The sequence below is a fragment of the Bowmanella yangjiangensis genome (assembly GCF_018531185.1).
GTDB lineage: Bacteria > Pseudomonadota > Gammaproteobacteria > Enterobacterales > Alteromonadaceae > Bowmanella > Bowmanella yangjiangensis.
Genome location: NZ_JAHDJU010000001.1, coordinates 410,201 through 425,963 on the forward strand (window position 1 = coordinate 410,201; position 15,763 = coordinate 425,963).

Annotated in this window: 11 protein-coding genes; 9 read left to right on the top strand and 2 right to left on the bottom strand. The window is 43.7% G+C overall.

The features are described 5' to 3' along the window. Positions 1 to 100: 100 nt before the first annotated feature. The 9 genes from gcvP to KJY73_RS01995 all read left to right on the top strand — a co-directional run bounded on the left by gcvP (position 101) and on the right by KJY73_RS01995 (position 14,135). Entirely contained in the window at positions 101 to 2,992 is a 2,892-nt protein-coding gene (gene gcvP, locus KJY73_RS01955) for an aminomethyl-transferring glycine dehydrogenase (RefSeq protein WP_214339804.1), read from the top strand. 635 nt (positions 2,993 to 3,627) lie between these two features. Continuing rightward, positions 3,628 to 4,764 (top strand): ROK family transcriptional regulator, encoded by a 1,137-nt coding sequence (locus KJY73_RS01960; RefSeq protein ID WP_214339806.1) that lies wholly within the window; start codon positions 3,628 to 3,630, stop codon positions 4,762 to 4,764. 377 nt (positions 4,765 to 5,141) lie between these two features. Beyond that, positions 5,142 to 5,387 (top strand): CBS domain-containing protein, encoded by a 246-nt coding sequence (locus KJY73_RS22030; RefSeq protein ID WP_408611317.1) that lies wholly within the window; start codon positions 5,142 to 5,144, stop codon positions 5,385 to 5,387. A gap of 311 nt (positions 5,388 to 5,698) precedes the next feature. Further along, entirely contained in the window at positions 5,699 to 8,422 is a 2,724-nt protein-coding gene (locus KJY73_RS01970; RefSeq protein ID WP_214339810.1) for a TonB-dependent receptor, read from the top strand. 66 nt (positions 8,423 to 8,488) lie between these two features. Continuing rightward, entirely contained in the window at positions 8,489 to 10,090 is a 1,602-nt protein-coding gene (locus tag KJY73_RS01975) for a phosphodiester glycosidase family protein (RefSeq protein WP_214339812.1), read from the top strand. 24 nt (positions 10,091 to 10,114) lie between these two features. Beyond that, positions 10,115 to 11,005, top strand: coding sequence for a BadF/BadG/BcrA/BcrD ATPase family protein (locus KJY73_RS01980; protein WP_214339814.1), 891 nt, complete (start codon positions 10,115 to 10,117; stop codon positions 11,003 to 11,005). Positions 11,006 to 11,008: 3 nt separating this feature from the next. Then, the gene (nagB-II, locus tag KJY73_RS01985; protein WP_214339816.1) at positions 11,009 to 12,007 is read left to right on the top strand and encodes a glucosamine-6-phosphate deaminase NagB-II; all 999 of its coding nucleotides are present in this window, start codon (positions 11,009 to 11,011) and stop codon (positions 12,005 to 12,007) included. Further along, positions 12,004 to 12,798 carry an endonuclease/exonuclease/phosphatase family protein gene (locus KJY73_RS01990; RefSeq protein WP_214339818.1) on the top strand — a complete coding sequence of 265 codons (795 nt, stop codon included), beginning with the start codon at positions 12,004 to 12,006 and terminating at the stop codon, positions 12,796 to 12,798. Before nagB-II ends, KJY73_RS01990 begins: the two co-directional genes overlap by 4 nt. 17 nt (positions 12,799 to 12,815) lie before the next feature. After that, positions 12,816 to 14,135, top strand: a complete 1,320-nt coding sequence (locus tag KJY73_RS01995; protein WP_214339820.1) for an alkaline phosphatase — start codon at positions 12,816 to 12,818, stop codon at positions 14,133 to 14,135. A gap of 409 nt (positions 14,136 to 14,544) precedes the next feature. On the opposite strand, the gene KJY73_RS02000 is transcribed toward KJY73_RS01995, so the two are convergent. Then, the gene (locus KJY73_RS02000) at positions 14,545 to 14,694 is read right to left on the bottom strand and encodes a hypothetical protein (RefSeq protein WP_214339822.1); all 150 of its coding nucleotides are present in this window, start codon (positions 14,692 to 14,694) and stop codon (positions 14,545 to 14,547) included. 53 nt (positions 14,695 to 14,747) lie between these two features. Further along, complete coding sequence (locus tag KJY73_RS02005) at positions 14,748 to 15,446, bottom strand: IPT/TIG domain-containing protein (protein ID WP_214339825.1); 699 nt, start codon at positions 15,444 to 15,446, stop codon at positions 14,748 to 14,750. Between the last annotated feature and the right edge of the window lie 317 nt (positions 15,447 to 15,763).

Consider the following 15,763-nt stretch of genomic DNA (forward strand, 5'->3'; position numbering starts at 1 on the left):
AGGGGGCCGCGCCTTTCAGGTGCCGGCCCTTTTTCGTTAAGCACCCTGGGTTTTCCCAGGGTTTGCTTTTGCACTTTCCCTAACCGAGATATCAAGCATTATGTCTGACACCAACCTCTCCCTGTCGCAACTTGAACAGAAGCAGGATTTTGTCCGTCGCCATATCGGCCCAGGCCAGGCAGAAACCGCTGCCATGCTGGACGTGGTAGGCGCTACCAGTCTGGATGACCTGATTGAGCAAACGGTACCTGCGGCCATTCGCTTACCTAAGCCATTGAACCTGGGTGAGAGTCAGACAGAAACCGAAGCCCTGGCCGCACTGAAAGCCGTGGCAAGTAAAAACAAGATTTTCCGCAGCCACATTGGTATGGGCTATCACGACACCCTGACCCCCAATGTGATTTTGCGTAACGTGATGGAAAACCCCGGTTGGTACACGGCGTATACCCCTTATCAGCCAGAGATTGCCCAAGGCCGCCTGCAGGCGCTGCTGAACTTCCAGCAAATGACCCTGGATCTGACCGGTTTGCAACTGGCTTCTGCCTCACTATTAGATGAAGGCACTGCCGCCGCCGAAGCCATGGCCCTGGCTAAGCGTGTGTCCAAGAACAAAAAAGCCAACCTGTTCTTTATTGCCGACGACGTGCATCCGCAAACCATCGACGTAGTAAAAACCCGCGCCGAGATGTTTGGTTTTGACATTATCGTCGCCCCGGCGGCAGACGCCCCTAACCACGATGTATTTGGTGCGCTGCTGCAATACCCAGGTACCACGGGTGCCATCAGCGATCTGGAAGCTCTGATTGCCACTTTGCAAGGCAACAAGGCCATAGTGTCTGTAGCGGCCGATATCATGAGCCTGGTGCTGCTGAAATCCCCTGGCGAAATGGGTGCCGACGCCGTATTGGGCAGTGCCCAGCGTTTTGGTGTACCTATGGGCTATGGCGGCCCGCACGCGGCCTTCTTCGCCACGCGCGACGAGCATAAGCGTTCGCTGCCTGGCCGTATTATCGGTGTGTCGCAGGATACCCGTGGCAAACCTGCTCTGCGTATGGCGCTGCAAACCCGTGAACAGCATATCCGCCGTGAAAAAGCCAACTCCAACATCTGTACTGCGCAGGTGCTGCTGGCCAATATGGCCTCTTTCTACGCTGTGTATCACGGTCCAAAAGGCCTGAAAACCATCGCCAGCCGTATTCACCGTTTCGCTGATATACTGGCCGCCGGTTTGCAGGCCAAAGGCCTGGAACTGGTCAACGACACCTGGTTCGACACCATCACGGTTAAGGTCAGCAATAAAGACGAGATTGTTGCCCGTGCTATCGCCTCCGAGCGCAACCTGCGTACAGACTTAGATGGCGCGCTGGGTGTAAGCCTGGATGAAACCACCACCCGTGACGATATCACCAGCCTGTTCGACGCCTTCTTAGGTACCGGCCACGGCTTGGATATCGACGTACTGGATGCACAAATCACCGCCAGCGGCTCGGCTTCTATTCCGGCCAACCTGCTGCGTACCAGCGAGATTTTGACCCACGAAGTGTTCAACAAGTATCACAGCGAAACCGAAATGCTGCGTTACATCAAGTCGCTGGAAGACAAAGATCTGGCCCTGAACCACTCAATGATTTCACTGGGCAGCTGCACCATGAAGCTGAACGCCACCGCCGAGATGATCCCGGTCACCTGGCCTGAGTTTGGTAAACTGCACCCCTTCGCACCACTGGATCAGGCCCAGGGTTACCAGCAAATGATCAACGAGCTGGGTGATGCGCTGGTGGAAATTACCGGTTACGACAATATCTCCATGCAGCCTAACTCAGGTGCGCAGGGTGAATATGCTGGCCTTATCGCCATTCGTCGTTACCACGAAAGCCGTAACGAAGGTCACCGCAATATCTGTTTAATTCCAAGCTCTGCCCACGGTACTAACCCGGCGTCTGCACAGATGATTGGTTACAAGGTGGTGGTGGTTGACTGTGACAAGAATGGTAACGTTGACCTGGCCGACCTGAAAGCCAAAGCCGCTGAAACGGCCGACAACCTGGCTTGTATCATGGTGACGTACCCTTCTACCCACGGTGTATACGAAGAAACCATTCGCGAGATTTGCGATATCGTGCACCAGCACGGTGGTCAGGTATACCTGGACGGTGCCAATATGAACGCCCAGGTTGGCCTGACCAGCCCCGGCTTTATTGGTTCTGACGTATCGCACCTGAACCTGCACAAAACCTTCTGTATTCCACACGGCGGCGGCGGCCCCGGTATGGGCCCAATCGGTGTGAAATCGCACCTGGCGCCTTTCCTGCCTAGCCACCCGGTAATGGAAATCAGCGGTACGCAGCCCACTAATGGTGCTGTATCTGCCGCGCCTTGGGGCAGCGCTTCTATCCTGCCAATCAGCTATATGTATATTAAGCTGATGGGCGGCGAAGGGCTGGCGAAAGCCACGGCTATGGCAATTCTGAATGCTAACTACGTAGCCAAGCGTTTGTCTGGCCATTATCCGGTGCTGTACAAAGGCCGTAACGACCGTGTGGCGCACGAATGTATTATCGATATGCGCCCGCTGAAAGAAGCCTCAGGCGTTACCGAAATGGACGTCGCCAAGCGTTTGAACGACTATGGTTTCCACGCCCCGACCATGAGCTTCCCGGTAGCCGGTACACTGATGATCGAGCCCACCGAATCCGAAGCCAAGGCCGAGCTGGATCGCTTCTGTGATGCCATGATCAGCATCCGTGAAGAAATAGCCAAGGTAGAAAGCGGCGAGTGGAACGACACCGACAACCCGCTGCACAATGCCCCGCACACCCTGGCGGATATTTGTGACGACGAGTGGAACCGTGCATACAGCCGCACCGAAGCGGCCTACCCGGTAGACGCCGTGCGCCGTAACAAGTTCTGGCCAAGCGTAAACCGTATCGACGACGTATTCGGTGACCGTAATCTGGTGTGTTCTTGCCCTGCTACTGATACTTATCGGTGATGACCCAAGCTCAAGTTTTTCTTTTAAAATGTCGGGTACTCGTAGAGTACTTGGCTCCAGTAGGGAAAAGTTGAGAATTAAAAGCCCTCTTAATTATAGAGGGCTTTTTTCTGATGGCTTCCTTCTTCGTAGTAATAATCAAGCCGGTCATCAAGAACTTTCTTACAATGAGCAGTAAAGCATTTTTTGAAAGAACCTGTTTAATTCCACCTTGCCGAATACTCACGGTCTCTGTATGTCATTGTATCTAATGAGGTAATAGTCGATTGGTGAAGTAGAAGTTGACAAAGGCGACTTTCTGTAGGTTTTAGCGGAGTCCGGCTAATATTGTGTTCTGTACCTTTCATGTAAACAACGTTGAAGGTATTTTGAGAGCCAGAGTAGGCAGGATGATACCTTCGCTCACTATTTGGGCTTCTAATGCGGCCAGTCGATTTTTGAAGTTTTCAGACTGAGATATCGACACATTGAGTGGTCGCCCTAACAAATGCAAAAATATCGGCCTTGCGCTCATTGCTGGTTCAAAGGATTGGCAATGTTAATGCGATATCTAGCTATTATTGTTACATTTGCTTCGGGTTGGATAATTATGTATACACTCGTAACTTGCTTGGCTCTTTTGGATGAGGGAAATTATGGCCAATAAAGATTTTTCAAGGGACATTTCCAGTATAGAGAGTCAGCTGAACAGCAGTCACAAAAAGGTCATTGAGCATATATACAAAAATCAACGCGCAACCCGTGCTGAGATAGCTAAATTCACAGGGTTATCAAACCAGACTCTTACCAGACTTACCAAACAACTTATCTCACTTAACCTCATATCTGAGCATTCAAAAATATCGGGAATGAGAGGACAACCTGCAACTTATCTAAGGATAAATGAGGGCGTGCTTGCAACTGTAGGCGTTGTATTTGAGCATGATAGAGTGGTGGTTGTAGCCGAAGATCTAAATCGTCGCTCTATACAAAGAAAAGTTGAGCAAGGCCATTTTCAATCGGCTGAACTTGCTGTTTCAAAGGCCCTAGAAATGCTCGACAATCTGTTCAATGAGCTAGATGAAAATTTCAAAGTCATGGGAATTGGTATATCCGTATCAGGATTTTTTACAAATGTATCTGGTAGGATTTGCTCTCAACAAGATCCGCAGGGATGGGCAAAGATTGACTTTCAGTCGGTGTTTGCACGCAACTACAATTTGCCTTGTTATGTTGAGAATGATGGTAACGCTGCGTCTATTGGCTTTGCTCTGTCACCCGAGGGGGCAACTTTACAGAGTTTTTTTCTGATTCTATTTACGCTTGATATTGGTGGAGGATTTGTTTTCGAGGGCAAAATTGTTGATGGTGCGTTTGGTAATGCGGGCGAAATAGCGGCTATTGTCAATAGTGGGCCAAATGCCATTAGACCTACAATCGGCTCACTCACTCGATATTTAGAAAGTCGTTGGAACGAATCCATAGAAATGGAAAAAGTGGAAACGAGATATATTGAGGGGGATACTAATATACAGTCATGGCTTACAGCGTGTATTGAATCACTCAAATTTCCTCTTAAAGCAATACAATCCCTATTGGATCCAGAAGCTATTATTTTCACTGGACGACTACCTAAAACTCTTCAGCAACATCTTGCGGAAAATGCTGTAATAACGGGTCCCTCATACGGCGATGTTTATGCTCCCACGCCTAGGATTAAAGTAATAGATGAAGATGAAATATTGGAACGTGGGGTAACAGCGACTCCTGCATTTTATTTCTTTAATCGTTAGTACATTGACGTTAATTTTTTCCTTGATGCTCTTTCTCTTAGATAGTCTCAATCTATCGATGATCTTTTAAGCCCATGCAGCCAGCTTTCCAAATTCAACAGATAGCATGCAGTTGGGTGAGCTGTGTAGGCGAGCTTGATTGTAATGATCGACCCACAACTCGATTTTCATGCTTCTTGTAGTGTCATGAACCAATCCCGGTTAAGTCGTTTATTTCTATGCTAGTCATTCATGCTTTCTATATGTGTTTAGCACTGATTTGCCTGACTTGATAAGACCAAAGTGGCGGCGGTCTTTTGCACTAGAAGAACATGGTGTTGTAGGAAAACTCTGGGTAATCCTCCCATTTGTAACCAAACTCAAAAGTTAAGGTTAAGTTGCCGTCAAGGATAGCCGACTGTCCGTTGGTAGTCGTGAACGAGTCAGCTTCTTTGTCCGAGCTTATAAAACTTCTTCTGCGTAAGGCGATAGGTAAGCTTACTGTTGTGACCAAACCTTCGCCCTTAGGCGTTATCAGAGTTTCTCACCTGTACAGGCGACTAACAGTAAGATGTGGTTTTACTAAGACTGGTCTGTTTACTCGCCACCTGTTCACTATGATGCATGACTTTATTGATTGCTAGCTCAGGTTCTAGCTATGCCTCTTGTTGGAATCATCCTAAAGATGTGTTCATCTCGCAGCAGATGTCATCGACGTTGCCCTTAAGGTTGCTTGATAACCTTGACCTTTCCCCCTATTTGTTTCGTGCAGAGCTAAGTAACAGTCTACGTATTGTAATTTTTTTGTTAATAAACATTTCTTTTAGCTTCAACCATTTAGTACACATTAAATTCCGTTGCGGTAATTAATAATTGACACATTTATGTCATTAACCTAGATTAAATTCTGCGATGGTACTTAATTAAGACATAAACCACCTTAAAGGGGACTGAAATGAAAGCTGGAAAATTTTGCAAAAAAAGGAAAATGAACAGGCTTTATTGTTCAATAGCACTTGGCCTGATAAGTCAGTTTGGTTCAACTGCTATGGCTCAGGTGCAAGTTGACGAAAGTAACGTTGAAAAAATTCAGGTGACAGGTGTTCGTGCGAGCTTAACGAAGTCTTTGAATGAAAAACGTTTTTCAAACAAAGTAGTAGATGTTATTACGGCTGAGGATATTGGTAAGTTTCCAGAGGCCAATCTTTCTGAAGCAATACAGCGTGTTCCTGGAGTAACAATCAATAGAAACCCAACTGGGGAAGGGTCTGCGATTAACTTACGTGGACTAGGTCCAGAGTTTACTTCAACAGAAGTGAATGGGATGTTAGCGGGTGGTACAGATGGCACCCGTGGTTTTTCATTTGAAATTTTTCCAGCAGAACTATTCAACAAAATTGAAATTTCTAAATCAGTCACAGCCGATCAGGTGGAAGGCGGTATCGCGGGTAGCGTTTCTCTTTACACACCTACACCACTATCCATTGAAGAAACTGTTTTAAATCTTTCTGCGTTTAACAATTACAGTGATAACACAGGCACAAACAGCCCCAAAGCAAGTCTGGTATTCAATAAAAACTGGGACGATAAGTTTGGTATAAATGCAGCTGTCGTTTATGCAAACACCGACATGCAATCTAATGCAGTCACAGGGAGCAGTCACACACCTTTGTCAGCAGTCTGGCGCGGTCCTGCGGTAGGCCAACCCGGAGGGCCAACTGCGGAAGAATATAGCGCCCTATATCCGCGGATTGAGAGTTTTAACCATACGTTTGAAGAGAGAGAAACTCTTGGTGCAACGTTAACTGCGCAGTGGGCCGTGAATAAGAATCTAGAAGTGATTTTTAGAAGTCTAATTGGCACTATTGATTCGGATAACCGCACGACAGTACTTGATGCTCCCTCTGAAAGTAACATTACAGCGGTTAAAGATGTTGTTATCGAAAATGGCGTTGCTACTCAAGCAACTCTTACCGGTGTGCAACAGCGTGTAGGCGCACGCCAATCATTAATCGATGAAAAAGTTAAACAGTTTACCTTGAGCGCTAAATGGCACCTGTCAGATAGCCTGACTTTCTCTCCTTACGTTGGCTACTTCAGCCGCGATAAATCAGATAGCAATGATCTCTTTTCTTTCAGAAGAATGGAAGAAAACGGTACGTTCGTCCCTGCCGATGTCAGTTATGTGATGCACGATGACTATTTAGAGTGGTCAACTCCTGGTACTGATTTTGCGAGTAATCCTGAAGAATTTGTATTGAACGTCTTTATTCGCAGACCTTATGAACAATCAGACTCTAACACTACCGTAAAGCTCGATTTTGACTACAACAACGGCGACATTTTAAGACTGAATTATGGTCTTCGGTATACGGACCGCAAGCTTGAGCAGGAGCGCTGGAGATTTGACTTAAGAGCAAATAACACCTTAGCTGATGGTGTTACACCTCTGAATCGTCTCACTGATATCCCGACGTTGGCTGATGTGTATTATCCCCTTACTCGATTTGAGTTAGATGGAGTAAGTTTCGCACCCTCAACGCTAATTGGTGGCGACCCCCAGCGCATTATATCGACGTTCTTCAATGTAGACGGTTCTGGAATTGCTGGAACTACCTTGTATGAAAATATTCCATTTAATCTTATTAATTCGTATGAGTTAACAGAGAAAACGGTCGCGGCTTATGTTCAAGCTAGTATTGAAGTGAGTGAGGATATTACGATTAGCTCAGGGCTAAGATTTGTTAAAACGGATCAAAGCATTGGCTCTCAGACTACTACGAATGCTTCTGATCCTTCAGCTTACTTGCCCGTTACGCTGAAGAGTGATTATCAGGAAGCCTTGCCTAATATTAACGTTAGATATCAATTGAATGATGACATGATCATTCGAAGCGCATACTTCAAAAGCTTAACGCGACCAGCACTGGCTGAACTTGCCACTTACGAGAGCTTTAACGGTATTGACGAGGGCGGTGGTAAAGGTTCTCGTGGTAACCCAGACCTAAAACCCTTTACTGCAGACAACTATGATATCGGGTTTGAGTGGTATTTTACTAATGAATCCGTTGCGGCTGTAAATGTATTCTACAAGGATTTAGATGGGTTCATTGATACATCCTCAGTGACTGAATTGCGTGATTTTCCGCGTCAGAGTGATGGTCAAATTGTTACTGGACCAATTATCTTCTCACAGCCAACAAATGGCGTATCTGCAACCATTACAGGTATAGAATTGGCTCTTCAAACAAGACTGGGGTTTGTATCTGAATCTTTGGATGATTTTGGTTTACTCGCGAACTACACCGCTATTAGTAGTGATGCTCAGTATTCCGAAGAGGGAGATGTTAGGAACTCTGGGTTACCAGGTTTATCTGAGTCAAGTTACAACTTGGCTTTCTACTACGATGTGCCTGGCTTCAATGCCAGAATGTCGTACACATGGCGTGATAGCTATTTGGTTTCGTTTGCTTCGACTGCTGGTATTCCGCAATGGCAGGATGCGTATGGTCAATTAGATTTATCTGCTAACTATGAAGTGACGGAGTCATTACAACTTCAAATGCAAGCCTTAAATGTTCTGTCCGAGCAGGAAATAAATCGCTCTGTCAGTAACACCCCATACGATCTAACTCAGATAGATCGCAGATTAGTGCTTGGTGTTCGTTACAAGTTCTAATTACTTCAGGTGAGAGCTCTTCAAGAGCTCTCACTTTTATCTCTTCATGCAAAAAATGAGCGCCTGATGAAATTTTCAAGTTTAATTTTGCTATCGCTATCAATGTTTAGCTATGTGTCCTGTTCAACTGAAATTTCACATAAAATTGAATTGTGCGGACGTGCTGTTATCACTGCAGAAAGTACGAAGTCTGTCGGGAATGGTCTAGATTTTACAAACTATATATTAGGGGAAGAGTCTAAAAGAGATATTCTTTTATCACCATTGTATTTAGGTGGTGATTTAAATGCCGTAAGAGCAGTATTCGAAAATTTTTTCCCACATGAGAAATTAAATGTAACGGAGAATGTGCAAGAGGATGTGCTAGGTAATGAAATTGGTACCTACTTTACGTTCTACTCCAAGTCCCAAGAAGATCTCATTATTTTTCAGAACGAAATGTCAAAGCGAGGCGTTGAACTTGGCCTAAAATCCGAATCTCAAAGCCAGTGTGCCCCAGGTTTAGTGAATATTAGTGTACTTAAGCTGGACCCAAAAGAATTTGATGGAAGTGTGGTAACAAACTTATCAAAAGGTCATGTTCTTGGATTAGATAAAATATCTAATCATGTAAAAAGTCTCGATTCTAAAAATACAACCCCAGTTGCCGCAATCAACGGAGGTTACTTTGTCATCAATAATGAGCAGGGTTACTTGGGCGATCCGGCTGGAATCTCAGTCATCGGTGGCCGCTTGGTTAGCGAGGCTGTAAGAGGTAGGCCTGCTCTTCTGATTCATAATGGCAGTCGCATAAGTTTCAATGTACTAGAGGAAGTAACGACTGAAGCCTTTATTATTAATGCTGGAAAAAAAATTAATTTGCTTGGAATTAACAGGCAGCTAGGTAGTATTTTTAATTGCGGTCTAAATGAAGGTGAATTCACTTTTGTATCTCATGACTCTGTATGTTCTATTAACAATGACTTAGTGATCTATGATCGTGATTTTGGCGAAGTGGATGTTGTCATCAGTACCAGCTCGGCTTATGCAATTATTGATGAAAACGGTATGGTTCTGTCGTCGAATGATGCTATCGATGGAATTTTGCCTACCGGTTATTATTTGCTGGCAGCTATAGGTAAAAGATACGTAGAAGTAATAGATAATCTACGCGGAAAAGTTGAATATTCTTGGAATGTCTACAGTCATGGAAAAAAAGTTCCAATTGACGAAAATACTTATTTAATAAACGGTGGTCCAACACTTATACAAGATGGCGTGATTCAATATTCACGATTTAAGAAAGAAGGTTGGAATACTGTTGATATTATTAGCGCTGAATCAAGTGTTGACGAGCGGGATGGGTTGACGCTGTCCCCAGAAAGTACGAAGCGGGCCAATTTTTATAAAGGTTGGTTGCTAACTCGGCATCCCCGAACAGCTGTTGGAATTGACTCCGAAGGCAATGCTTATTTCGCGGTAGTTTATGGCCGCAATCCCCTTTATTCCGATGGTATATCCGTACCAGAACTGGCTCAGTTCTTTCATTCATTGGGAATACAAAAGGCAATCAATCTTGATGGTGGTGGTTCTAGCACCATGTACTTAGACGGGAAGTTAACAGGAATACCGTCAGACAGTAATGGCGAGAGGAATGTCGCTGAAGCCATCATTATTTCAAGTAAGTAATTCTATTTAAGAAAAGATTTCAATATGAATTTTAATGACAATTTACGTATTGGTTTGGACGGCGGCGGGACAAAATGTAAAGCGATTTTAGTGCAGGCTGACAAAGTCCTCGGTACAGGGTTGTCTGGTCCAGGAAACCCAGTCTACGGTGTTGAACAAGCTAAAAGATCTATAATTGAAGCTTCACTTGGTGCACTTAAAGATTCTGGATTGAGTGAGGTTTCATTGAGACATATCCCAATCTCAATGGGATTGGCAGGTGTAAATTTGCCTGAGCTTTACAACCAGATGATGGATTGGATGCACCCATTCAAAAGTATTTCCCTAACCACTGATTTAGTTTCTGCATGTTTAGGTGCACATGGTGGGGGTTATGGAGCGGTAGTAATAGTCGGTACCGGCTCTTGTGGCTTCTGCTTTACCAAAAGGCAACAACTTACTATTGGAGCTCATGGGTTTCCTCAGGGGGACGTGGGGAGTGGTGCTTGGTTTGGACTGCAAGCAGTTCAAACCGCTTTATTATCAAATGACAGCTTCTTAGAGCAGACGAAATTGACTGCATCTCTTTTCAACACACTTGGTGTAAGTTCAAGTGATGAGTTAGTCGGAAAAGTAGCAGGAAAGGATGCGTCCTATTTCGCGGCGCTCGCACATACTGTCTTTGAGTGCGCTCAACTACGAGATCCAATTGCATTGAAAATAGTCATGGAGGGCGTTAATTATATTGCTGAGTTAATAACAAAACTAAACGCTCTAAATCCTCCTCGTATTTCCATTATCGGAGGATTGAGTCATTCCATTATATCCTGGCTTCCAGATAATGTATCAAAGTTAATTTCTAGTCCTCTTTCCAGTCCTGAAATGGGAGCGATTTATTACTCCAGAATTAACTTTAATCCTACTGTTGAGGTGTAATTTATGAATCAATCTATGATGGAGAAAGAGGCATTATCTTCACCAGAAGTTATATCAAATCAAATTAATAATAATAATATATTAATTAGAGAGATTGGTAAAAAAATATCTTTATTTGAACCAAAGATGATCATGTTGATTGGGCGAGGTTCTTCTGACAATGCAGGATTATTTGCAAAGTATCTATTTGAAATAGAAACAGGAATTCCTACTTTTTCATCAGCCCTTTCTATTGTGAGTGCCTATAAAAGAGATATCAAATTAGAGCATGCATTGGTCATTCTTATATCTCAATCCGGCAAAAGCCCAGATTTGGTTGAGCAAATAAAAATGGCTAAGTCAAGCGGTGCATATTGCATAGCCATTGTTAATGAACTGGATGGACAGGTTTGTGATTATGCGGATGATGTCATCCCTATGCATGCGGGAAAGGAGGTGTCGGTAGCTGCTACCAAAAGTTTCACAGCTACACTTTCAGTGCTTATGCATCTGGTTGCCTCTTGGCAGGCTGACGAAAAGCTAACCATTGCGCTTCGAGATTTACCAGCGATGCTTGCCAACGTTGCAAATGCAGAGCAAAAGATATTAGCGCAAGATCTGAAAGGTGTTCAAAAATTAATAGTTCTTTCCAGAGGTTTGGGCTTTCCGATAGCAAAGGAAATCGCACTAAAGCTCAAAGAGGTCTGTGGAATTCAGGCCGAGGCTTATAGTAGCGCAGAGTTTTTGCATGGTCCCATTGCTATCGTAAATCAAAACACAGTGGTATTGGACTGCATGGTGTTAGATGAAACGGCAATTTTCCATAAGGAACATCTCCAAAAGGTAGTAAGCATGGGGGGCAAGATTTTTCGACTGTATGAAGACGGTAAGCAGCCTTATAGCCGATTGATTCCTTTATTAATACTGCAAAATTTTTATCTTGATATTGCCCGGGCTTCGGTCGCAATGGGACTAAATCCCGATGTTCCAGTAGGGTTGTCAAAAGTGACAAAAACACTATGAAAAATTTTAAGTTTTTATTTTTAATTATACTGTTTGCTTCAGGTTGCCTAAGCATATCTCCCGAATTTAAAGATGGTGATAAAGACGTTGCTTCAATTCTGCATCAACCAATTAAGGTAATGACCTTTAATATCCGTGCCGGCAGGACAGATAATGGTAATGTAGATGTTATTCCAATCATCAAAGTTATTGCCGCAGTGAATCCAGACTATGTGATGTTACAGGAAGTTGATGTGAATACATTGCGAAGTGGGGGCATTGATATTGCCTCAAAGATTGCCAATGCAACCAACATGAATGTGCACTTTTCTGAAGCAATGAAATATGATAATGGGTCTTATGGGAATGCAGTGCTTTCAAAATTCAAAGTAGACTCTCATGGTGATATCACCTTACCAGAAGGGCGAGAGCCTAGGAATGCCGCTTGGATTAAGACGGGTAGATTAACCACCTACAGCGCTCACTTTGATGCATGGATTAAAGCTGCACAGGTTGAATCTTCAGAAACGATTATTTCTATTATTGAAACGTCGGACATGCCTGCAATTTTCGCTGGAGATTTAAATGCTCTTCCAACTAGTGATGTAGTTAGAGCATTTTGGGAAAGGTTTTTAGTTGTTGATATAAAAGGTAAAGACCTAACTTTTCCAGCAGTGAGCCCTAATAGGAAAATTGATTACATTATGGCGTTTCCCAAAGACAGTTGGAAAGTAGAAGAGGCTTCAGTCCTTGATTACCCATATGTATCTGATCATCGTCCATATTTAGCAATTCTTCGCTATATTGATTAATTTTTTGTAGGTGATTTATGAAATCTTTTTATTTATTTTCTGTTATCGCTTTATCTTTATCTTCTTTTTCATCCATTGCCTTGGTGAAAGATAATAGATATCCCAAAAATATCATTATGATTGTTGCAGACGGAATGGGCCCTGCCTACACGAGTGCATATAGAAACTATGCAGATGATCCCAGCACGCCAGCTATTGAGCCAGTCATTTTCGATAAAATTCTTGTTGGAAATGCTTCGACCTACCCCGCGCCAATTTCAGGATATGTAACAGACTCGGCAGCTGCGGCTACAGCTCTTGCATCAGGTGTTAAAACCTATAACGGCGCAATTGGAGTGGATGTCGATAAAAATAGCGTGAAGTCAGTATTACAACGAGCGAAAGAAGTTGGAATGCGCACAGGTGTGGTGGTTACATCTCAAATTAATCATGCAACACCAGCTGCCTACCTCACACATGACGAACATCGTTCAAATTATGATGCTATTGCGGATACCTACATAAATGGTGGCACAAATTCTGAACCTGTTGCCGATGTTATATTGGGTGGAGGGACGCAATACTTCAAGCGAAAGGATAACAACCTTACAAAGCAATTTGTTGAAAAGGGTTATAGCTATGTCGAATCCTATCAGTCACTAGTTGCCCTTGATGTTTCTGAGAAAGTTTTGGGGTTGTTTGCAAAAGTAGGTTTACCTTACGCGCTAGATGACTCAGACCCACATCGATTGAGAATGTTATCATTTGAAGCGATAAGACATCTTGAAAACCCGAATGGATATTTCTTACTCATTGAAGCTAGCCAAGTGGATTGGGCTGGCCATAAAAATGACATTGTTTCTGCAATGGTAGAAATGGATGACTTAGCTAGGGCATTAGAGTCATTGTTCGAATATGCAGTCAAAGCAGGTGATACGCTTGTTGTATTGACCGCCGACCATGATACTGGCGGATTGAGCATAGGAGCAAATGGAAAGTATATCTGGGAGCCTGCCTATCTCAGAGGCGTCAAGTCATCCCCGTATTTGATTTCAAAAAATATGTTGAGTCATCCTAACCCGGTTGAGTATGTCTCTTCACAGTTAGGCTTTGTGTTGACTACCTCCGAAATACAAAACCTCAATGAAGTCCTAAATGAAAATGAAGAACATCGCGAAAATGTTATAAAGTCGATATTGGATAACCGCACAAATACCGGATGGACGACTGGTGGGCATACTGGAGTTGATGTCGAAGTATTTGCATTTGGGCCTCAGTCAGAAAAATTGTTCGGGCAAATTGATAACACCGATATACCTAAATTGTTCTTTAAGCTGCTTTCAAAAGAGTCATTCTGAAAACGCTTAGCAGTAAATTAACTAACCTACTGGTTAGTTTGCCTAGACCGCTTTGCCAAGCGAGCTCTACTCAGCCAGCTTGCTGAGCCTGGGACCTATATCCCTTAGCTCTGAAGCAAAATAATGTCAGCATAACTAACGGATAGATTAAGGGGGATGGCCCTCAGCGGACAAAAAGTCAGTTCCAAATTAAACCAAAATTTTCAAACGGGGCAAGGGCTGCCCCTTAAGTTGCTAGTGCTTCCGGCCAGTGGCGCTAAAGCTCAGCCACTGGGCTGTCTTGGTCGGGAACGCGGCTTTTGGCAGTAAGCAGCATATACACGCAGGTGGTGGCTAAGCAGGCTGTGAGATACCAAGGGATGGCGTTGTTTTAGGTGGTGATGTAAGCGGCTAACAGCGGCCCTATTACCTAACCGACAATGTAGGCGAGCAGCATTAATTCAGTGGCCGATACGATTTTGCTTTGCGCTAACTTTTCACATACCAGGGTGAAGGCTATGGGATACAGGAAAATCGCCACCAATAGCTCAACCTTGGCGGCATAGATAGCGCCTATCAAACTAGGCTCAAGGGGCCAGACACTGACCCCTTGGTCATGTTGTTATAAACGCTTTATTTATACTTGAATACGCGGATGCTATTGCTTAATGCAAATTTGTTACGTACCTGAAAATCGCGCACTTTGGTTGATTTTGGCACCTTGAATGAAAGTGAATCGCTTGATATCGATATGGGTTTAATGGTTTCGTCACCAAACTGAACTGTTGTATCTGCGTCAAAACCTGTTCCACTTAAACCATATTCTTCACCCTTGACTAAAATAACCGAGGTGTCGCCGAAAATCAGAGGGGCTTTTTCACTTAAGGGCTCTAAAAAGATTTCATTAGTACTTTGGCCATTAGTGTAAACAAATATTTTATATTTTGATTCAGGTATATTTAACTTAAATGATATGCCGCCTTTAATTAAGTCTACTTTCTCAATATTGTAAGTAACTTGTTTGTTGTGAATAACAACGACTGGGTTTTTAACCTGGTTTAATCCCATACCTGTAATGGTTATTGTGTCATTTATTCGGTAGCGACCTTTTTCAAGTTTATTATTGAAGTTGCCAGAAACACGCGATAGCTGAATTATCGGCAAGTCTTCAATCGACATTGTTTTCACTTTTTGCTCTGGTGCACTATCAAACACGTCAAACACTTTATCATCATCTGTGTCTTTTTCCGTTTGACTGCTAAGCATGGCATCAGATGCAATTACGTTGCTTGTAAATAGTGATAAAAATAACAATGTAGTTATGTTCTTCATGCTCTTCCTTGCGTAGAAATTCCAAGTAAAAATGATGTGTTGTGCGAGTTGCCACTTAGTGGCTGCACATTCAAATAACTGGGGCCAGTGTCTGACCTATCCCACAAATAAAATAGATAAATCAGTGGGGTAGTTTAATTTGATGAGAACAATCATGGCATTTGCTGATCTGCTCATTCGGCAAAACGTTCAGAGCAGAAACCCCATGAATGTCCCTTATCCTGCCGAAAAAAGTCGCGCTTGTCAGCCTCAATATGCATAAAAGCCGACTGAAGACGCTTATTGCTTGCGTCAAAAGCCGCGTTTCTGGGAGTGCC